Consider the following 19,009-nt stretch of genomic DNA (forward strand, 5'->3'; position numbering starts at 1 on the left):
TTTGTCGAGAGTAATCCACGGCCTCGTGCCGCGCCGGCAGGGGGGCGCCATGTTTTCTTCTGCCCAAACGATAAAAATACAGGGGTGAGCCGTCGTATGGCGGAAGCTGCAATCGAGCTGATCGGCATCAACAAGAGTTTTGGTGCCGTCCGCGCAAATCGCGATATCAATCTGCAGATCGCGCCGGGAACGATCCACGGCATCATCGGGGAAAATGGGGCCGGCAAGTCGACGCTGATGTCGATCCTGTACGGCTTCTACCAGGCCGACAGCGGCGAAATCCGCGTCAACGGCAAGCCTACCGCGATCCGCTCGTCCAACGACGCCATCGCTGTCGGCATCGGCATGGTGCACCAGCATTTCATGCTGGTCGAGAATTTCACCGTGCTGGAAAACGTCATTCTCGGGGCCGAGGGCGAGGCGCTGCTGAAAAGCTCGATCTCCAAGGCGCGCTCGGAACTGCGCCGGCTGGAGCGCGAATATGGGCTGGAGGTCGATCCCGATGCGGTGATCGAGGAACTCCCGGTCGGCCTGCAGCAACGCGTGGAAATCCTCAAGGCGCTTTATCGCGGCGCCGAAATCCTGATCCTCGACGAGCCCACCGGCGTGTTGACGCCGGCCGAGGCCGACCATCTGTTCCGCATCCTCGGGCAGCTCAAGCAGCAGGGAAAGACAGTGGTGCTGATCACCCACAAGCTGCGCGAGATCATGGCCATCACCGATACCGTCTCCGTCATGCGCCAGGGCACCATGGTGGCGACCCGCAAGACCGCTGAAACCACCGTTGAGGAACTGGCCGAGCTCATGGTCGGCCGTCGCGTGCTGCTACGCGTCGAGAAGGGCGAGGCCAAGCCCGGCGACGTGAAGCTTTCGGTGCGAAATCTGTCGGTCAAGGATTCGCGAGGCGTCGTCATGGTGGACGATGTCTCCTTCGACGTGCGCGCCGGCGAGATCGTCGGCATCGCCGGTGTTGCCGGCAATGGCCAGTCGGAGCTGATCGAGACGATTGCCGGCACACGCCGCGCCACCTCCGGCACCGTCACGCTCGACGACAGGCCCATAGACGTCACCGGCAATGCCGATCCGGCCGAATTGCGCGACCGGGGGCTGGCCCATGTTCCGGAGGACAGGCATCATGTGGGGCTGGTGCTGGCCTTCGAGGAATATGAGAATTCCATCCTCGGCTATCACGACAAGCCCGAATATCTGAAAGGGCCGTTTCTGAATATCGATGCGATCCGCAATGACGCGCGCGACAAGATCGAGAAATACGACATCCGCCCTGCCGACTGTCGGTTGAAGACCGCCAATTTCTCAGGCGGCAACCAGCAGAAGATCGTGCTGGCGCGCGAGATCGAGCAGGACCCCGGCGTGCTTATCGTCGGCCAGCCGACACGCGGCGTCGATGTCGGCGCCATCGAGTTCATCCACAAGCGCCTCATCGCCATGCGCGACCAGGGCAAGGCCGTGCTGTTGATCTCGGTCGAGCTGGACGAGATCCGTTCGCTGTCCGACCGCATTCTGGTGATGTTCGCCGGCCGTGTGGTGGGCGAACGCGATGGAGAAGCGAGCGAGGGCGAACTGGGCCTGCTTATGGCCGGCGTCGAAGGCAAGGAGGCCGCAGAGTGAGCACGCCCTATGCGAAACTGCCCCGTTGGGCGGATTACGGGCTGATCCCGATCATCAATCTGGCGGTGGCCTTCATCGTTGCAGGCTTCGTCGTCATGCTGGTGGGCGAAAACCCGCTGCGCGCGGCCGAAATCCTGATCCAGGGTGCCTTCGGCAAGGGCCAGAACATCGCCTACACGCTGTACTACGCCACCAATTTCATTTTCACCGGCCTTGCCGTGGCGGTGGCTTTCCATTGCGGCCTGTTCAATATCGGCGGTGAGGGGCAGGCCTATATCGCCGGCCTTGGCGTCGCGCTGGCATGTCTTGCTTTCGACAGCGTCCTGCCCTGGTGGGCGACCTTTCCGCTGGCCGTTATCGCCGCGGCGGCGGTGGGCGCGTTCTGGGCCTTGATACCGGCCTATCTGCTTGCCAAGCGCGGCTCGCACATCGTCATCACCACCATCATGTTCAACTTCATCGCCGCCAGCGCCATGGTCTATCTGCTGGTGGACGTATTGAAGCCCGCCAATTCCATGGCCCCGCAGACGCGTGACTTCCTGCCTGGCGGGCAATTGCCGAAGCTGGGCTGGATGCTGGAAGCATTCGGCATGTCGGTGCGTTCCGCGCCGCTCAACGTGTCCTTCCTGCTGGCGCTGGTCATGGCCTTTTTGGTCTGGGTGCTCATCTGGCGCACCCGGCTGGGTTACGAGATGCGCACCTATGGTTTCAGCCCGAAGGCGGCGCGGTATGCCGGCATTTCGGAGACGCGCATCATCATCATCACCATGATGATTTCCGGCGCGCTGGCCGGCATGATGGCGCTCAATCCGATCATGGGCGACCAGCATCGCGTGCAGCTCGATTTCGTCACCGGCGCGGGTTTCGTCGGCATTGCGGTCGCGCTGATGGGCCGGTCGCACCCGGCCGGCATCGTGCCGGCGGCGATCCTGTTCGGCGTGCTCTATCAGGGGGGCGCCGAACTTGCCTTCGAGATGCCGAACATCAGCCGCGACATGATCGTTATCATCCAGGGGCTGGTCATCCTGTTTGCAGGCGCGCTGGAGCATATGTTCCGCCCGACCATCCAGACCCTGTTCGCCAGCATCAGCCCGCGTTCGGTCGGTGTCGGCGTGGCCAAGGGGGAGGGCGTGTGATGGCCTTCATCGACGTTCTCGTTCAGCTTATCGACGCAACGATCCGCGTTTCCGTGCCGCTGCTGCTGGCTTGTCTGGCTGGCCTTTATTCGGAGCGCGCGGGCATTTTCGACATCGGGCTGGAAGGCAAGATGCTGGCTGCCGCCTTTGCCGGCGCATCGGCCGCGGCAGTCTCGGGCTCGGCCTGGATCGGGCTCGGCGCTGCGGTGCTGACTTCGATCTTCTTTGCGCTCGTGCATGGCTTTGCCTCCATCACTCATCGCGGCAACCAGATCGTGTCGGGCGTGGCGATCAACTTCATTGCCGCCGGTTCCACCATCATCCTCGGGCAAGCGTGGTTCAGCCAGGGCGGCCGCACGCCTTCGCTGAGCGGTGACGCGCGTTTCCAGTCCATCAACCTGCCGGGTGCCGAGGCTGTGAGGGACATTCCGGTCATCGGCCCGATCTATTCCGAGATCATCTCGGGCAATTCGCTGCTGGTCTACATCGCCTTTCTCATGGTGCCGTTCACCTGGTGGGTGCTGTTTCGCACCCGTTTCGGCCTGCGTCTGCGTGCCGTCGGCGAAAACCCCGCGGCCGTGGATACGGCGGGCATTTCGGTGACCTGGCTGCGCTATCGCGCGGTGTTGTGCACGGGCGTGCTGACCGGTATTGCGGGTGCCTATCTTTCGGTGGCGCAGAATGCCGGCTTCGTGAAGGACATGACCGCCGGCAAGGGCTTCATCGCGCTTGCCGCGCTTATCTTCGCCAAGTGGAAGCCGGTTCCTGCCATGTTCGCCTGTCTTCTGTTCGGCTTCCTCGAGGCGGCCTCGATCCGCTTCCAGGGCATGCCATGGCCGTTCATCGGCAAGGTGCCGGTGCAGCTCATGCAGGCGCTGCCCTATATCCTTACCATAGTCCTTCTCGCCGGTTTCATCGGCAAGGCCATTCCGCCGCGTGCCGGTGGCGTGCCCTATGTGAAGGAGCGGTGAAGAGGTTTTCTCCCACCCTGTCTTGCTGGACCAGGTCTCGGCAGACAGGGTGAGGGGCATCTGATCGGAGGGGGTAAAACCATGTCTCACGACCTTTTTGTTGCCGCGCGCGAGGCAATGGCCAAGGCCCATGCGCCGTATTCGAAATTTCCTGTTGGGGCGGCGCTGCGCACCGGGGACGGCCGCGTTTTTTCCGGCTGCAACATTGAGGTGGCGTCCTTCCCCGAAGGCTGGTGCGCGGAGACGACGGCGCTCGGCCATTACGTCATGGGCGGCGGCGGCCGGATCGCCGAAATCGCCGTGGTGGCCGAGCGCATGGACCGCATCACGCCTTGTGGGGGCTGCAGGCAGCGTCTGGCGGAATTCGCCGACGCCGATACCAGGCTCTACCTCTGCGACCAGACCGGCGTGGTCGAAACGGTGACCATGGGCCAGATGCTGCCCTATGGCTTCAAGGGGAGCATCCTGAAATGAAGGAGGCGGTCGACCTTCTGGTCGAGAAGCTGGGCGGGTTGGCGCCGCGCACGGCGTTGGTGCTTGGCTCCGGGCTGGGCGGACTGGTCGGCGAGGTCGAAAATCCGGTGCGCATCTCCTATGCCGATCTGCCGGGCTTTCCGGTCAGCGGCGTCACCGGCCATGCCGGCGCGGTCGTGGCCGGTCATTTCGCAGGCACGCCGGTGCTGATGCTGGCCGGCCGCGCGCATTACTATGAACACGGGAATGCCGCCGCCATGCGGCCGGTCATCGAGGCGCTCTCCGGTATCGGCATCACCCGTCTGCTCCTTACCAACGCCGCCGGGTCGGTCGATCCCGACATGCTGCCGGGGTCGGTGATGCTGGTGGACGACCATATCAATTTCGCCGGCACCAATCCGCTGTTCGGTGAGCCCAGTGACCGCCGCTTTGTCGGCATGACCGAGGCCTATGATACAGGTCTTCGCGCGGCGATCGTGCGGGCGGCCGAGGCGGCCGAAGTCGAGCTGCATCGCGGCGTCTATATGTGGTTCTCCGGTCCGAGCTTCGAAACGCCGGCCGAAATCCGCGTGGCGCGTATGCTGGGTGCGAATGCGGTGGGTATGTCCACTGTGCCTGAGGTCATTCTGGCGCGCTTCTGCGGGCTCAAGGTGGCGGCTTGCTCGGTCATCACCAACCTCGCAGCCGGCATGACCGGGGCTGAGCTGTCGCACGAGGAAACCAAGGATATGGCACCCATCGGCGGCGCGCGCCTGGCTCGCGTTTTCAGGGCCATGTTTGCGGAAGGGTTTGCGGATGAGTAGCGGTGCAACGAGAGGGACCGGCTTGCTTCCGCAGGAAATCATCCGCCGCAAGCGCGATGACAAGGCGCTTTCCGCCGACGAAATCGCAGGTTTCGTAAAAGGCCTGACTGCCGGCACGGTGTCCGAGGGCCAGGTGGCCGCGCTTGCCATGGCCATTTTCTTCAACGGCATGAACCGCGACGAAGCGGTGGCGCTGACGCTTGCCATGCGCGATTCCGGCGACGTGCTCGATTGGTCTGACCTGCCCGGCCCGATCACCGACAAGCATTCCACCGGTGGCATCGGCGACAATGTCTCGCTGATGCTGGCGCCTATCGTGGCGGCTTGCGGCGCCTATGTGCCGATGATCTCCGGACGCGGCCTCGGCCACACTGGCGGCACGCTCGACAAGATGGATTCCATCCCCGGCTATGTCAGCCAGCCCGATAACAAGCTGTTTCGCATTGCGGTGCTCAAGAGCGGCTGCGCCATCATCGGCCAGACCGCGAACCTCGCGCCGGCCGACAAGCGGCTCTATGCCATACGCGACGTGACGGCCACCGTCGAATCCATTCCGCTCATTACCGCTTCGATCCTGTCGAAGAAGCTGGCTGCGGGGTTGCAGTCGCTGGTGCTGGACGTCAAGGCGGGCAACGGCGCCTTCATGGCCAGAAGCCGTGATGCCGCCTCGCTCGCAACCAGCCTTGTCGAGGTGGCGAATGGCGCGGGGCTGCGCACCTCCGCATTGATCACCAGCATGGACGAACCGCTGGCCTCGGCCGCAGGTAACGCGGTTGAGGTGCGCAATGCGGTGGATTTCCTGACCGGCCGTTATCGCGACCGCAGGCTGGAGGAGGTCACGCTGGCGCTTGCCGCCGAGATGTTGCAGCAGGCGGGCATTGCAAGCTCCAACCATGACGGCGCGCGGCGCGCACGGCAGGTTCTGGACGGTGGCGCGGCGGCCGAAACCTTCTCGCGCATGGTGTCTGCCCTCGGTGGCCCAGCCGATTTCGTCGAGAACTGCCCCTCGTATCTGCCGAAAGCCCCGCTGGAAGTGGCGGTCAAGGCGCCTCGCGACGGTTTTGTCACCGGCATCGAAACCCGCGATATCGGCATGGCAGTCGTGGCGCTGGGCGGCGGGCGTATCAAGCCGGACGACAGTGTCGATCATGCCGTGGGCATTACGAGGCTTTTGGCGGTCGGGGCGGAAGTGCGGGCCGGCGAAGCGCTGGCGCTCGTCCATGCGCGCAGCGGCGCCAGCGCCGAAGCTGCCGCCGCGGCCGTGCGTGCAGCCTACGATCTGGGCGATACGCGCCCGACCATGCGCAAGACCGTGATGCGGCGTATCTCGCCGCGCTGAACGGGTTTGGATTTGGGGCGCGCTCCCCCGCGAGGGGTGATGAGGAAGGCGCGCCGCAACCTACTGCACCATCAGCAACGTTCCGTTTTCGACCTGATACCTGCCAAGGCGGCTGAGGAAGTTCATGCCGATGAGCGTTTCGGAAAGGGCCGAGTCGTCCATCACCACGGCTTGCACATCGTCGACCGAAACCCGGCCGATCTGCAGCCGGTCGATGGTCACCAGCGCCGCGCGTGCAAGGCCGTTGGCGGTATCCACCTTCTGCACGAAATCCATCTGCGCCGGCGAAATGCCGATGCGCCGGGCGGTCGAGCGGTTCAGCGCCACGACTGTTGCACCGGTGTCGATCATGCCTTCGACCCGATGGCCGTTCAGCCGGAACTCGCCGCTGAAATGGCCGGCGCGGTCGGCCGCGAGGCGCACCTGGCGCCCGCTGCCTTCCTGTGGGTTGAAGGCGACGGGTTGCGCTGCCGAAATTCGCATTTCAGGTGCCGACACCCCGATAAAGGGCGCCGCCAGCCGATGGATGGTTTCCTGATGCGATTGGTAGAGCGACGGGAACGATGCCGACGTTCCCGCGCACACGGAAAAAATGATGACCTTGCGAAGCATGAGCCGCCCTGTTTTCTTTTTTGGGCAAGCTTATGGATGCATGATGCAGGCGCGCTTAACGCCTCGCCGAAACAGTGGGATTTCGCGTCCCGTCCTTAACCTTGGGTAAAAGCGCTATTTGGTGCCGTAAAGCCGGTCGCCGGCATCGCCAAGGCCAGGCAGGATATAGCCCTTCTCGTTGAGTTGGCGGTCGATCGCCGCGGTAAAGACCGGCACGTCGGGATGTGCCTTGGTGAAGCGCTCGATGCCTTCGGGCGCGGCCAGCAGGCACAGGAAGCGCAGGTTGGTTGCGCCGCGCTCCTTCAGCTTGTCGATGGCCGCGATTGCCGAATTGGCGGTGGCCAGCATCGGATCGACGACGATGATCAGCCGGTCGCCGAGGTCGCTCGGCGCCTTGAAGAAATATTCGACCGCCTCGAGCGTTTCATGGTCGCGGTATAGGCCGACATGGGCGACGCGCGCGGCCGGCACCAGATCGAGCAGCCCTTCCAGCAGGCCGTTGCCGGCGCGCAGGACCGATGCGAAGACCAGCTTCTTGCCTTCCAGCGTCGGTGCTTCCATCGTTTCGATGGGCGTCTCGATGGTTTTGGTGGTGAGTTCGAGGTCGCGCGTGACCTCGTAACCGAGCAGGAGCGAGATTTCGCGCAGCAGCCGCCGGAAACTGGCCGTGGACGTTTCCTTGTCGCGCATGATGGTGAGCTTGTGCTGGACAAGCGGATGGTCGACGACGGTCACGCCCATTGAGGTCTCTCCTGAGGTTCTGCTGTATGGCGACATTAGCGACTGCGATGGATGCGTGAAACCGTCCGCCGCGTTTGAGCCCACAGTTTTGTAGCCCTTTCTCAGCGTTTTGGCGCGTCGAGCCGCGCCAGAAGCTGGGCTTTCGTCTTTCGATCCACGAAGGCTGCCTCGACCGCGGTGCGGGTCAATGCGGCAAGTTGCTTGTCGTTCATGCCGAAATGGGTCGCCGCGATCTCATATTCACGCTTCAGCGTGGTCCAGAAATAGGGCGGATCGTCGGAATTGAGCGTCACCTTGCAGCCTGCTTCCTGCAGTTTCAGGAAGGGGTGGCTGGCAAAATCGTCGAAAACCTTGAGTGCGATGTTGGAGCCGGGGCAGCATTCCAGCACCACGCCTTCGTCGGCGATGCGCCTGACCAGATCCGGGTTCTCGATGGCGCGCACGCCATGGCCGATGCGGGACGGGCGGATGTGGTCGAGCGCGGCTTTCACGCTTTCCCAGCCGCCGAACTCCCCGGCATGCACGGTAATGCCCAGCCCGGCCTCGCGGGCGATCTCGAAGGCGCGCACATAATCTTCCATGTCGCCCTGGCGCTCGTCGCCGGCAACGCCGAAGCCGGTCACCAGCGGGTGATTGCACTTGGCCGCGAAGCGCGCCGCGGCCTCGATCGATTCGACGCCGACGTGACGTACCCCGGTCACGATCATGCGGCCTTCGATGCCGGTTTTGTCGCGGGCGCGCAGAATGCCTTCGCCCAGCGCGTCGGTATAGGCCTGGGGCGACAGGCCCGCCTTGATGGCGTGGTCGGGGGAGGTGAAGACCTCCGAATAGATCGCGCCGTCACGCGCCAGGCTGGTCAGGTAATGCTCGGCAAGCCTGGCATAGTCTTCCTCGGTGCGGAACAGGTCGGAGGCCACGTCATAGGCCGCAAGGAAGCTGGTGAAGTCGTGCCAGACGAAAGCGCCGTCGCGAATGACGGCGGAAACATCCCTGCCGTATTTCTCGGCCTGTCTCAGTACAAGATCAGGCGCTGCCGCACCCTCGATGTGGCAGTGCAATTCTGCTTTCAGCGGCATCTCGTCTCCCCGTGGAAAAGCGCGTCTCTTCATCGCGCCTTAAACAATGGCGTCACCGATCCTGATCGGCTATGGTCCCGCCGGATTTATGGCGGATCGGAAAAAATGTCAGAGCAACGGACCACTGCGGCCGGCGGCATGGAAACCTCCTATGGTTTCAAGAGCGTAGGTCAAAACGAGAAGCAAGGGCTGGTCAACGAAGTTTTCCACCGCGTCGCCAAGCGCTATGACGTGATGAACGATCTCATGTCGGCCGGCCTGCACCGGTTGTGGAAGGACGGTATGGTCGCCTGGCTCAACCCGCCCAAGCGGCCGGGCTGGAAGGTGCTGGACGTGGCCGGCGGCACCGGAGATATCTCCTTCCGCATCATCGAAGCGTCGCACAGGCAGGCACATGCCACCGTGCTCGACATCAACGGCTCCATGCTGGCAGTCGGCAAGGAGCGCGCCGAAAAGCGGGGGTTCGCGGCCAATACCGATTTCGTCGAGGCCAATGCGGAGGAACTTCCCTTCGACGACGAGACTTTCGACGCCTACACGATCGCCTTTGGCATTCGCAATGTGCCGCGCATCGATGTGGCGCTGTCGGAAGCCTATCGCGTGCTCAAGCCCGGCGGCCGTTTCCTGTGTCTGGAATTTTCTGAAGTCGACATGCCGCTGCTCGACAAGGTCTATGAAGAATGGTCGTTCAAGGCCATCCCGCGCATCGGCCAGATGGTGACCGGCGACGGCGAACCCTACAGCTATCTGGTCGAATCGATCCGCAAGTTCCCCAACCAACCGAATTTTGCCGCCATGATCTCGCATGCCGGCTTTGACCGGGTGACATATCGGAACTATTCGGGCGGCATAGCGGCGCTGCATTCCGGCTGGAAACTTTGACGGGCGCTTGCGGATGACTTCAGCAGGTGCCGCTTTCCGGCTTGTCAGGGCTGGATGGATTCTGACGCGTGAAGGCGTTGTCGCGGCTTTGCCGGGCGACGAGCTTTCAGGTTTTCCGAAATTTGGCTGGCGCATCGCCAGGTTGTTGACGCGCCGGCGCGCGCGGCACCGGCAGCGCTCGGAGCGGCTGGCCGGTGCAGTGGCGCGGCTCGGACCGTCCTATGTCAAGCTCGGCCAGTTCCTGGCCACGCGCCCGGATGTCGTGGGCAACGACATCGCCGTCGATCTGGCGCTGCTGCAGGACCGCATGCATACTTTTCCGCGTGAGCAGGCGGTCCATGGCATCGAAGGCTCGCTGGGTCGCTCTGTTGATGAGCTTTTTGTGGAACTCGATGCGCCGGTTGCGGCGGCTTCCATTGCGCAGGTCCATTCGGCGCAGGTCGCGCGCGATGCGGGTGCTGCCAAGGTTGCGGTCAAGGTGATCCGCCCCGGTGTGCGCAAGGCGTTCGCGCGCGACCTGGAGAGTTTTTTCCTCGCCGCCCGGTTGCAGGAACGCTGGATTCCATCCAGCCGTCGCCTCAAGCCGATTGAGGTGACGGAAACGCTCGCCCAGACCACCAAGATCGAAATGGATCTGCGTCTTGAAGCGGCGGCGCTGTCGGAGATCGGCGAGAATACCCGCGACGATCCCGGCTTTCGCGTGCCGCATGTCGACTGGGAGCGCACCGGTCGCGACGTACTGACCATGGAGTGGGTCGACGGCATCAAGATGAGCGACGTCGAGGGCCTGCGTGCAGCCGGCCACGATCTGCCGAAGATTGCCGCAAACCTCATCCAGTCCTTCCTGCGCCATACTTTGCGCGACGGCTTTTTCCACGCCGACATGCATCCGGGCAATCTGTTCGTGGAAGCCGACGGCACCATCGTGGCGGTCGATCTCGGTATTGCCGGACGACTCGGCAAGAAGGAACGGCGTTTTCTGGCCGAAATCCTCTACGGCTTCATCATGCGTGACTATCGGCGTGTGGCCGAGGTGCATTTCGAGGCGGGCTACGTGCCGCACAAGCACAATGTCTCCGCCTTCGCCCAGGCGATCCGCGCCATCGGCGAGCCGATCCATGGCCAGTCGGCCGAGACGATCTCCATGGCCAAGCTCCTGACGCTGCTGTTCGAGGTGACCGAACTGTTCGACATGCAGACGCGTCCCGAACTGATCCTGCTGCAGAAGACCATGGTGGTGGTGGAAGGTGTGGCCCGCACGCTCGATCCGGCCTTCAATATGTGGAAGACTTCCGAACCGGTGGTTGGGCACTGGATCGCCGCCAATCTGGGACCACGCGGCATGCTGGGCGATGCGCGCGAAGGCGTGCATGCGCTGATGTCGCTGGCCCGTCAGGCGCCGGAGATTGCCGCCCGTACCGAGCGCCTTTCCCGCGAGATCGACGCCATGGCCGAACATGGCCTGCGTTTCGACGAAGCGACCGCCCGCGCCATCGGCAAGGCCGAGGCGCGGCACACGCGCTCGGGTAGGGTGGCGCTGTGGGTGATCGCGCTGGCGCTGGTCTGGATCGGCTGGAAGCTGATGTAAATGTCACGATGTTTGACAGAGTTGCTGTCGTTGAAGACTTATGGTGTGGGACTAACTTCAAAGTTAAAATCACTTTAAAGGTGAGAGCCTTATGAACGCTGGTCTCTGGACAGGCATGAGGGTAGCCAGGGCATGACATTTTCCGGCAAGCGCATTCTGCTTATCATCGGCGGCGGCATCGCGGCTTACAAGTCGCTCGACCTCATCCGCCGCTTGCGCGAGCGTGGGGCGCTGGTGCGGTGTGTCATGACCGGTGCCGCGCAGCAATTCGTCACGCCGCTCGCTGTCGGTGCGCTGAGCGCCGACCATGTTTTCACCGACCTCTTCGACCGACAGGACGAGCAGGATGTCGGCCATATCCGCCTGTCGCGCGAGGCCGATATGATCGTCGTGGCGCCCGCCACCGCAGACCTGATGGCCAAGCTTGCCAACGGCCTTGCCAACGATCTGGCCTCGGCCGTGCTGCTGGCCACCGACAAGCCGGTAGTGATGGCCCCGGCCATGAACCCGAAAATGTGGACGCACCCGGCCACGCGGCGCAACCATGCCACGCTTGAGAAGGACGGCGTCGCTTTCGTCGGTCCCAACAAGGGCGAGATGGCCGAGAGCGGAGAGGCGGGCGAGGGGCGCATGGCTGAGCCTCTGGAGATCGTCGCGGCCATCGAAGCGCGGCTGGACACGCGGCCGAAGCCGCTGGCCGGCCGCAGGATCATCGTCACGTCCGGGCCCACGCATGAGCCGATCGACCCGGTGCGCTACATCGCCAACCGCTCGTCGGGCAAGCAGGGCCATGCGATTGCGGCCGCGCTCGCCCGGCTGGGGGCGGATGTGCGGCTGGTTTCGGGTCCGGTCGGCATTCCCGATCCTGCCGGCATCGACACGATCCATGTCGAAAGCGCGCGCGAAATGCGCGATGCGGTGGAGGGCCTGCTGCCGGCAGATGCCGCCGTTTTCGTTGCGGCCGTTGCCGACTGGCGCACCGCCAACTCCGCGGATGAAAAAATCAAGAAAGTTCCAGGCGACGGGCCGCCGACGCTGCAGATGGTGGAAAACCCGGATATTCTCGCCACGATCGGCCACCACCGGAACCGACCCTATCTGGTTGTGGGTTTTGCCGCCGAAACGCAGAACATTGTCGCCAACGCCGAAACCAAGCTGAAGAAGAAGGGCGTGGACTTTATCGTCGCCAATGATGTCTCTGCCGCTGGCGGCGCCATGGGCGGCGACCGCAATCGGGTGAAAATCGTCTCCAGGACCGGTGTGGAGGCATGGCCGGATATGAGTAAGGACGAGGTCGCCGCACGGCTGGCCGATGTAATCGCCGAACGCCTGAAGACCGTCGCGGTTTGAACGCGCCGTCGCACTTCCGCGCTGCGGGCGTTTCATGGCTGAACACTCATTGTTTATCGAATGCGGGCTTGGCCGCCTCGCGCGCGCATGCGACAGGAACATGCCAATCCATTCGGAGTGTTCCTTGAAATGAAACTTTTCTACATGCCCGGCGCCTGCTCGCTGGCTCCGCATATCGTTGCCAATGAAGCCGGTTTGAATGTCGAACTGATCAAGGTCGACGGCAAGAGCAAGAAGACCGAAGCAGATCAGGATTTCCTCTCTACCAATCCCAACGGCTATGTGCCGGCGCTCGTCCTGCCCGATGGCGAACTGATGACCGAGGCGTCGGTGCTGGTGCAGTATCTCGCCGACCAGAAGCCCGAGACCGGCCTGATGCCGAAGGCCGGCGAAATGGCGCGCTACCGCGTGCAGCAGTGGCTGGCTTTCGTTTCGACCGAGTTGCACAAGGCCTTCGGTCCGTTCTTCAGGCCCGACACGCCGGAGGCGACGAAGGAAGCGAACCGCGCCCATCTCAACAAGCGTCTCGCCTATGTAGACCAGAAGCTGGAAGGTCGCTCTTACCTCATGGGCGACGCCTTCAGCGCTGCCGATGCCTATCTGTGGACGGTGCTGGGCTGGGCACGCCATGTCGGCTTCGACCTGTCGCCCTTCGCCAATATTCAGCGCTTCATTGGCACCGTAGCCGCACGCCCGGCGGTGCAGCAGGCGCTGCGTGAGGAAGGCCTGGCCTGATCCTTTGCGGGGCGTGCGACTTCGCCCATCCCCTGACGGGGAGGTGGTCGCAAGGTTGCCGGATGAGCGGTAAGCGTCGCAGCTTTCTACTTGTGAAAATAGAAACGGCCCGGAAATCGTCCGATTTCCGGGCCGTTTCGTCCTCTCCTGTACTCAAACGAGCATCACACGTCCAGGTTGGCCACCGAAAGGGCGTTTTCCTGGATGAATTCGCGTCGCGGCTCGACCTCGTCGCCCATCAGGCGTGAGAACAGGCTGTCGGCGTCCGTCGCGTCCGAAATCTTGACCTGCAGCAGCGAGCGCACATTCGGGTCCAGCGTGGTTTCCCAAAGCTGCTCGGCGTTCATCTCGCCAAGACCCTTGTAGCGCTGCATCGTCAGCCCCCTGCGGCCAGTGGCGAAGACCGCGTCCAGCAGCGCCATCGGCCCTGAAATGACCTCCGAGGTTTCGCGGCGGCGCAGCACCGGCGACTTGCCGTAAATGTCGGCAAGCCGGTCGGAATAGCGGTCGATCGCACGGGCATCGGCCGAATGCAGCAGGCCCATGTCGAGGAAGGCCGCTTCCTTCACGCCGCGCACGGTGCGCTCGAGAATATAGCCGCCCGAGCCCTCATTGGTGGTCGCGGTGCGGCCTTCCCAGCCGCGCTCCGTGTCCTCCGCGATAGCGTCCAGCCGCCCGGCGATCGCCTCCGCCATGGCGTCGGCGCGGCCGAGATCATCGAGGATGGCCGGGTTGAGCGCACCGGCGATCGCCGCCTGCTCCACGATCGTGCGCGAATAACGCGTATGCAGCCCGTTGAGCAGGCTGCGCACCGCGCGTGCATCCTCGATCACCGCATGCAGGTCCTGTCCCGTGCGCACCTCACCGGAACCCAATGTCAGCGACGCATCCTCCAGCCCGGTGGCGATGAGATATTCCTCGAACGCCGTCTCGTCCTTGAGATATTGCGAGCTCTTGCCGCGCGAAACCTTATAGAGCGGCGGCTGGGCGATATAGAGATGCCCGCGCTCGATGAGTTCCGGCATCTGCCGGAAGAAGAAGGTCAGGAGCAGCGTGCGAATGTGGGCGCCGTCGACGTCGGCGTCGGTCATGATGATGATCTTGTGGTAGCGCAGCTTGTCGATGTTGAAGCCGTTGGTCTCGTCCTTGCCGATGGACGTGCCGAGCGCCGTGATCAGCGTGCCGATCATGTCGGACGACAGCATGCGGTCGAAGCGCACCCGCTCCACGTTGAGGATCTTGCCGCGCAGCGGCAGGATCGCCTGGTTCTGGCGCGAACGCCCGCTCTTGGCGGAGCCGCCTGCGGAATCACCCTCGACGATGAAGAGTTCCGACTTGGCCGGGTCGCGCTCCTGGCAGTCGGCCAGCTTGCCCGGCAGCGAGGTGACGCCCAGCGTGCTCTTGCGGGTGATGTCGCGGGCCTTGCGCGCCGCCTCGCGCGCGGCGGCCGCTTGGATCACCTTTTCGACGACGATCTTGCCTTCGCTCGGATGCTCTTCCAGCCAGGTGCCGAGCGCTTCGTTGACGAGGCTCTCGACCACCGGCCGCACTTCCGAGGAAACGAGCTTGTCCTTGGTCTGCGAGGAGAATTTCGGGTCAGGCACCTTCACCGAAAGCACGGCGCTCAGGCCCTCGCGGCAGTCGTCGCCGACAAGCGAGACTTTCTCTTTCTTGGTGAGGCCGGAGGTGTCGGCATAGCCGGTCACCTGCCGCGTCAGTGCTGCGCGGAAGCCGGCCAGATGGGTGCCGCCGTCACGCTGCGGAATGTTGTTGGTAAAGCACAGCACGTTTTCATGGTAGCTGTCGTTCCACCACATCGCCACTTCCACGGTGATGCCGTCGCGCTCGGCGCGGATGGCGATCGGCGCAGGGATAATCGGCTTCTTGGCGCGATCCAGATATTTCACGAAGGCTTCCAGACCGCCCTGATAGAGCAGTTCCTGGCTCTTCACATCGGCATGGCGTTTGTCGGTCAGCACGATACGCACGCCGGAATTCAGGAAGGCAAGCTCGCGCAGCCGATGTTCCAGCGTGCCGTAGTCGAACTCGACCATCGAGAAGGTTTCGGGCGAGGGTAGGAAGGAGACTTCCGTGCCAGTCTCTTCGCCCGCATCGCCGGTGACGGCCAGCGGCGCATCGGCCACGCCATGGGTGAAGCCCATCTCGTGGATTTTGCCGTTGCGGCGGATTTTCAACCTGAGCCAGATCGACAACGCGTTGACCACGGACACACCCACGCCATGCAGGCCGCCGGATACCTTGTAGGAATTCTGGTCGAATTTGCCGCCCGCATGGAGCTGGGTCATGATGACTTCGGCCGCCGACACGCCTTCGGACGGGTGCAGGTCGGTGGGAATGCCACGGCCGTTGTCGGTCACGGTGCAGGAGCCATCGGCATTGAGCGTAACGGTAACCAGCGTGGCGTGGCCGGCCAGGGCCTCATCGATGGCGTTGTCCACCACCTCGGTGACCATGTGATGCAGGCCCGAGCCGTCGTCGGTGTCGCCAATATACATGCCCGGACGCTTGCGCACCGCATCCAGGCCCTTGAGGACCTTGATGGAATCGGCGCCGTATTCGGCCTGCGCACCGGCCTGGTTCTGGGTCGTATCGCTCATGAAAATCTTTCGTTTCTCTGTCGCGGGACGGGCGCGCGAAATCGCCCCGAATCGCACGCCCGTTCATCTTCCAGATATAGGCGCTCCGGGCTGTTTTTCCAAGTTTTCCAAGGATTTTGCGGGGGAAATCAGGCAATTTCCGGGGCGGCGTTTTCAGTTCACGCAGCCGGTGAAACCGGCTTGACACCGCGCAGCAGCTTGCCCCTTGCCGCTGCGACCGCTGCCAGCACGTCGGCGTGAGACGGATCAGCGGATCGCTATGCCGGCTCTCGCGCCGGCATAGCCACAATTGCGCGGGCGCGAGGGCAGCGTCGAAGCAGGTTGAAAGGGTGACCTTGCCGTCTGGATAAAGGGAAATCGGGCAATGTTCGTTTCGCTTTCGGCGTGGCGAAATCATGCAGCAAGGCGCCGCGACGTGTCGGGCAGGCGCAACGGCATCGCGCGGCTGGCCAGATCGACTGGCAGCCATGGTCGGGTTTCAGCGATCCGCCCTGCCTGTTGCGGCGGGGCGGATTTCCGAACTGGTTTTATCTGGAAATGCCTGCTGGTCAGGCGGCGGCAGCGGACTGCTTGGCAGGGCGAAGCGCCTTCAGCGCACCGGTCCAGCGTTCGAGTTCGTCCAGCATGGTCCTGGCGCCGGCGGTGATGAGATCGTTCGGCTTGAAAGCACCGTCGGCCAGGAACTGCGGATAGTTCGGCACCGGCACGCCTTCCGGGATCGGCACCACCTTCAGCGTGTTGAGCAACGTCTTGGCCGATTCGACGGCGCGCAGGCCACCCGAAACGCCGCCGTAGCTCAGGAAGCCGGCGGGCTTGTAGTGCCATTCGTTGACGAGATAGGTGATGGCGTTCACCAGCGGCGCCGGGATGAAATAGTTGTATTCCGGCGTTACGAACACGAAGGCGTCGCCCTCCTCGATGGTCTGAGACCAGCGCTTGGTATGTTCGTTCTCATACTGCTTGAGGCGCGGATGCTTCGGCTCATCGAACAGCGGCAGGTCGAAATCGGCAATGTCCACCAGGACAGGCTCGAACGCGCCGTGCTCGCGCGCGAAATCGGCAAACCACTTGGCGAAGAGGGGGCCGACGCGGCCCGGACGGGTGCTGCCGACGATGATGTGGAGTTTAGGCTTCAATGTCGTATTCCCTATAAAATGCGGTCACCAAAGGTAACTGACCGGGAAATGGGCCATATCGCCTCGAAGCGCAAGGAAGCACGTTCGGGTAATCCTGAAAAATTGCGGGTGACGCTGCGTTCAGCGATCGCGAACGGTGCCGGCTGAAAGTGGACGTTGTCTGTTCGGCCGCTTACATAGGCAGGCACGGAGGACACGATGGATACCGCGCCCGCCCCTTTCATCCCGCCCGCGCCGAAGCCGCGCAGCACACCGCCTTCCACGTTGCAGATGATCCGCATCGTCTACCGCAATCCGCTCGAATTGTGGGGCGAGCCCTCCTACAACGAGCCATGGATTTCGGTGTCGGGCATCGGAGGGCCACTGGTGATCGCCAACGATCCCGGCCTGATCCGCCATGTGCTGGTGGACAATGCGAAGAACTACAAGATGGCTACGGTACGCCAGAAAATCCTTCGTCCGATCCTGCGCGACGGGCTTCTGACGGCGGAAGGCGAAGTCTGGAAGCGTTCGCGCAAGGCCATGGCGCCGGTGTTCACGCCGCGCCACATTTTCGGCTTTGCGCAGCCGATGCTCAAGCGCACGCTGGCTTTCGCGGAGCGCTATGAGGGCGAGACCGGGACGGTCGACATCGCCCATGACATGACCATGCTGACCTATGACATTCTCGCCGAGACGCTGTTTTCCGGCGAGATCGCGGGCGAGCCGGGCAGTTTCGCGCGCCAGATCGACCATCTGTTCGAGACGATGGGCCGCGTTGATCCGCTCGACCTGTTGCGCGCGCCCGACTGGCTGCCGCGCATTACCCGCATTCGCGGCCGCAAGACCATGGCCTATTTCCGCAGAATCGTGGCCGACACCATGGCCATGCGCAGCGCGCGGCTGGCGCGCGAGCCCGAGGCGGTCCCGGAGGACTTCCTGACCCTGCTGTTGCGCGCCGAGGGGCCGAACGGCCTGACGCGCGACGAGATCGAGGACAACATCATCACCTTTATCGGCGCTGGGCATGAGACGACGGCAAGGGCACTGGGCTGGACGCTCTATTGCCTGTCCGAAGCGCCGTGGGAGCGCGCGCCGATAGAGGCCGAGATCGACGCGGTGCTGGCGCGTGAGCCCGACCCGACGAAGTGGCTCGACGCCATGCCATTGACCCGCGCCGCCTTCGAGGAGGCGCTGCGGCTTTATCCGCCCGCACCGTCGATCAACCGCGAGCCTGTCGAGACCGACCGCTACAAGGATCTGGAAATCCGGAAAGGTTCGCAGGTTCTGGTCATGCCGTGGACGGTGCACCGTCACCGCAAGCATTGGGAGCAGCCGGATGCGTTCATGCCGTCGCGCTTCCATCCGGGCAATCGCGAGAAGATCGACCGCTACCAGTATCTGCCGTTCGGCGCCGGCCCGCGCGTCTGCATCGGCGCTAGCTTTGCCATGCAGGAGGCGATCATCGCGCTCGCCATCCTGCTTTCGCGCTTCCGCTTCGAAACCGTTGCCGAGACCAGGCCGTGGCCAGTGCAGAAGCTGACCACCCAGCCGCAAGGCGGCCTGCCGATGCAGGTGACGCGGCGGTGAGGATACCGCCGACGCCCTCCATCGCCGCCTGAAAGTCCGCGTGCCTGAAAGCGTTCTCCGCCGCTCAGGCCCGCGGAAAAGGCTCGACCGTGCCCTTGAGCTTGATGGTGATCGGCTGGCCGAAGCGGTCCTTGGACTTGCCGGCGGGTACGCGGATCCAGCCTTCGCTGACACAATATTCGCTGACATCCTCGCGCTCGCGCCCGTTGAACAGGATGCCGACGCCGCGTTCCAGCACGTCGCCGTCGAAATAGGGACTGCGCGGGTCGATGCTCAGCCGGTCGGGAAGGGGCATTGCTTTCTCCAGTAATTCTTGGTGCCCATGCAGAACGCGATTGCCCGCGTCGCAG

General features: G+C 63.5%; 17 protein-coding genes. 11 read left to right on the plus strand and 6 right to left on the minus strand.

Annotated features, from left to right (window positions below):
- Positions 1 to 96: 96 nt before the first annotated feature.
- The 6 genes from C7441_RS10565 to deoA all read left to right on the plus strand — a co-directional run bounded on the left by C7441_RS10565 (position 97) and on the right by deoA (position 6,352).
- Complete coding sequence (locus C7441_RS10565) at positions 97 to 1,629, plus strand: ABC transporter ATP-binding protein (protein WP_109612832.1); 1,533 nt, start codon at positions 97 to 99, stop codon at positions 1,627 to 1,629.
- The gene (locus C7441_RS10570; protein ID WP_109612833.1) at positions 1,626 to 2,765 is read left to right on the plus strand and encodes an ABC transporter permease; all 1,140 of its coding nucleotides are present in this window, start codon (positions 1,626 to 1,628) and stop codon (positions 2,763 to 2,765) included. The genes C7441_RS10565 and C7441_RS10570 overlap by 4 nt, the downstream gene beginning before the upstream one ends.
- Positions 2,765 to 3,736 carry an ABC transporter permease gene (locus C7441_RS10575; RefSeq protein ID WP_019169905.1) on the plus strand — a complete coding sequence of 324 codons (972 nt, stop codon included), beginning with the start codon at positions 2,765 to 2,767 and terminating at the stop codon, positions 3,734 to 3,736. Before C7441_RS10570 ends, C7441_RS10575 begins: the two co-directional genes overlap by 1 nt.
- Before the next feature lie 81 nt (positions 3,737 to 3,817).
- On the plus strand, positions 3,818 to 4,210 hold the full coding sequence (gene cdd, locus C7441_RS10580; RefSeq protein ID WP_019169906.1) for a cytidine deaminase: 393 nt from the start codon (positions 3,818 to 3,820) through the stop codon (positions 4,208 to 4,210).
- Positions 4,207 to 5,013, plus strand: coding sequence for a purine-nucleoside phosphorylase (locus tag C7441_RS10585; protein ID WP_109612834.1), 807 nt, complete (start codon positions 4,207 to 4,209; stop codon positions 5,011 to 5,013). Before cdd ends, C7441_RS10585 begins: the two co-directional genes overlap by 4 nt.
- 22 nt (positions 5,014 to 5,035) lie before the next feature.
- Positions 5,036 to 6,352, plus strand: coding sequence for a thymidine phosphorylase (gene deoA, locus C7441_RS10590; protein ID WP_109612835.1), 1,317 nt, complete (start codon positions 5,036 to 5,038; stop codon positions 6,350 to 6,352).
- A 60-nt stretch (positions 6,353 to 6,412) separates the two neighbouring features.
- Here deoA and C7441_RS10595 read toward each other — a convergent pair whose 3' ends face one another.
- From C7441_RS10595 to C7441_RS10605, 3 genes are all read right to left on the minus strand, one after another.
- Positions 6,413 to 6,964 (minus strand): TIGR02281 family clan AA aspartic protease, encoded by a 552-nt coding sequence (locus C7441_RS10595; protein WP_109612836.1) that lies wholly within the window; start codon positions 6,962 to 6,964, stop codon positions 6,413 to 6,415.
- Between the two features lie 114 nt (positions 6,965 to 7,078).
- Positions 7,079 to 7,705, minus strand: coding sequence for a uracil phosphoribosyltransferase (gene upp, locus C7441_RS10600; RefSeq protein WP_019169910.1), 627 nt, complete (start codon positions 7,703 to 7,705; stop codon positions 7,079 to 7,081).
- A 101-nt stretch (positions 7,706 to 7,806) separates the two neighbouring features.
- Positions 7,807 to 8,781 carry an adenosine deaminase gene (locus tag C7441_RS10605; RefSeq protein WP_109612837.1) on the minus strand — a complete coding sequence of 325 codons (975 nt, stop codon included), beginning with the start codon at positions 8,779 to 8,781 and terminating at the stop codon, positions 7,807 to 7,809.
- Between the two features lie 105 nt (positions 8,782 to 8,886).
- On the opposite strand from C7441_RS10605, the gene ubiE reads away from it, so the two are divergent.
- From ubiE to gstA, 4 genes are all read left to right on the plus strand, one after another.
- Positions 8,887 to 9,663 carry a bifunctional demethylmenaquinone methyltransferase/2-methoxy-6-polyprenyl-1,4-benzoquinol methylase UbiE gene (gene ubiE, locus C7441_RS10610; protein WP_019169912.1) on the plus strand — a complete coding sequence of 259 codons (777 nt, stop codon included), beginning with the start codon at positions 8,887 to 8,889 and terminating at the stop codon, positions 9,661 to 9,663.
- 13 nt (positions 9,664 to 9,676) lie between these two features.
- Positions 9,677 to 11,251: a 2-polyprenylphenol 6-hydroxylase gene (gene ubiB / locus C7441_RS10615; protein ID WP_109612838.1), complete on the plus strand. Its 1,575-nt coding sequence runs from the start codon at positions 9,677 to 9,679 to the stop codon at positions 11,249 to 11,251.
- Between the two features lie 132 nt (positions 11,252 to 11,383).
- Positions 11,384 to 12,601: a bifunctional phosphopantothenoylcysteine decarboxylase/phosphopantothenate--cysteine ligase CoaBC gene (coaBC, locus tag C7441_RS10620; RefSeq protein ID WP_109612839.1), complete on the plus strand. Its 1,218-nt coding sequence runs from the start codon at positions 11,384 to 11,386 to the stop codon at positions 12,599 to 12,601.
- 129 nt (positions 12,602 to 12,730) lie between these two features.
- Positions 12,731 to 13,336: a glutathione transferase GstA gene (gene gstA, locus C7441_RS10625; protein WP_109612913.1), complete on the plus strand. Its 606-nt coding sequence runs from the start codon at positions 12,731 to 12,733 to the stop codon at positions 13,334 to 13,336.
- A gap of 164 nt (positions 13,337 to 13,500) precedes the next feature.
- Here gstA and gyrB read toward each other — a convergent pair whose 3' ends face one another.
- Both gyrB and C7441_RS10635 read right to left on the minus strand, forming a co-directional pair.
- The gene (gyrB, locus tag C7441_RS10630; protein ID WP_109612840.1) at positions 13,501 to 15,954 is read right to left on the minus strand and encodes a DNA topoisomerase (ATP-hydrolyzing) subunit B; all 2,454 of its coding nucleotides are present in this window, start codon (positions 15,952 to 15,954) and stop codon (positions 13,501 to 13,503) included.
- A 548-nt stretch (positions 15,955 to 16,502) separates the two neighbouring features.
- Positions 16,503 to 17,090, minus strand: a complete 588-nt coding sequence (locus tag C7441_RS10635) for an NADPH-dependent FMN reductase (protein ID WP_109612841.1) — start codon at positions 17,088 to 17,090, stop codon at positions 16,503 to 16,505.
- Between the two features lie 198 nt (positions 17,091 to 17,288).
- Between C7441_RS10635 and C7441_RS10640 the strand changes: the two genes are divergently transcribed.
- Positions 17,289 to 18,659: a cytochrome P450 gene (locus C7441_RS10640; protein WP_109612842.1), complete on the plus strand. Its 1,371-nt coding sequence runs from the start codon at positions 17,289 to 17,291 to the stop codon at positions 18,657 to 18,659.
- A gap of 64 nt (positions 18,660 to 18,723) precedes the next feature.
- Here C7441_RS10640 and C7441_RS10645 read toward each other — a convergent pair whose 3' ends face one another.
- Entirely contained in the window at positions 18,724 to 18,954 is a 231-nt protein-coding gene (locus C7441_RS10645) for a DUF3297 family protein (protein ID WP_109612843.1), read from the minus strand.
- Positions 18,955 to 19,009 lie beyond the last annotated feature (55 nt).

Source organism: Pseudaminobacter salicylatoxidans (assembly GCF_003148475.1).
GTDB lineage: Bacteria > Pseudomonadota > Alphaproteobacteria > Rhizobiales > Rhizobiaceae > Pseudaminobacter > Pseudaminobacter salicylatoxidans.

Bases quoted from the DNA above. Each gene is read 5' to 3' on its own strand.
- ubiE (WP_019169912.1), top strand. From the start codon at position 8,887: ATGTCAGAGCAACGGACCACTGCGGCCGGCGGCATGGAAACCTCCTAT.
- C7441_RS10640 (WP_109612842.1), top strand. From the start codon at position 17,289: ATGGATACCGCGCCCGCCCCTTTCATCCCGCCCGCGCCGAAGCCGCGC.
- cdd (WP_019169906.1), top strand. From the start codon at position 3,818: ATGTCTCACGACCTTTTTGTTGCCGCGCGCGAGGCAATGGCCAAGGCC.
- C7441_RS10605 (WP_109612837.1), bottom strand. From the start codon at position 8,781: ATGCCGCTGAAAGCAGAATTGCACTGCCACATCGAGGGTGCGGCAGCG.
- C7441_RS10595 (WP_109612836.1), bottom strand. From the start codon at position 6,964: ATGCTTCGCAAGGTCATCATTTTTTCCGTGTGCGCGGGAACGTCGGCA.
- ubiB (WP_109612838.1), top strand. From the start codon at position 9,677: ATGACTTCAGCAGGTGCCGCTTTCCGGCTTGTCAGGGCTGGATGGATT.
- C7441_RS10565 (WP_109612832.1), top strand. From the start codon at position 97: ATGGCGGAAGCTGCAATCGAGCTGATCGGCATCAACAAGAGTTTTGGT.
- gstA (WP_109612913.1), top strand. From the start codon at position 12,731: ATGAAACTTTTCTACATGCCCGGCGCCTGCTCGCTGGCTCCGCATATC.
- gyrB (WP_109612840.1), bottom strand. From the start codon at position 15,954: ATGAGCGATACGACCCAGAACCAGGCCGGTGCGCAGGCCGAATACGGC.
- C7441_RS10645 (WP_109612843.1), bottom strand. From the start codon at position 18,954: ATGCCCCTTCCCGACCGGCTGAGCATCGACCCGCGCAGTCCCTATTTC.
- C7441_RS10585 (WP_109612834.1), top strand. From the start codon at position 4,207: ATGAAGGAGGCGGTCGACCTTCTGGTCGAGAAGCTGGGCGGGTTGGCG.
- C7441_RS10575 (WP_019169905.1), top strand. From the start codon at position 2,765: ATGGCCTTCATCGACGTTCTCGTTCAGCTTATCGACGCAACGATCCGC.
- upp (WP_019169910.1), bottom strand. From the start codon at position 7,705: ATGGGCGTGACCGTCGTCGACCATCCGCTTGTCCAGCACAAGCTCACC.
- coaBC (WP_109612839.1), top strand. From the start codon at position 11,384: ATGACATTTTCCGGCAAGCGCATTCTGCTTATCATCGGCGGCGGCATC.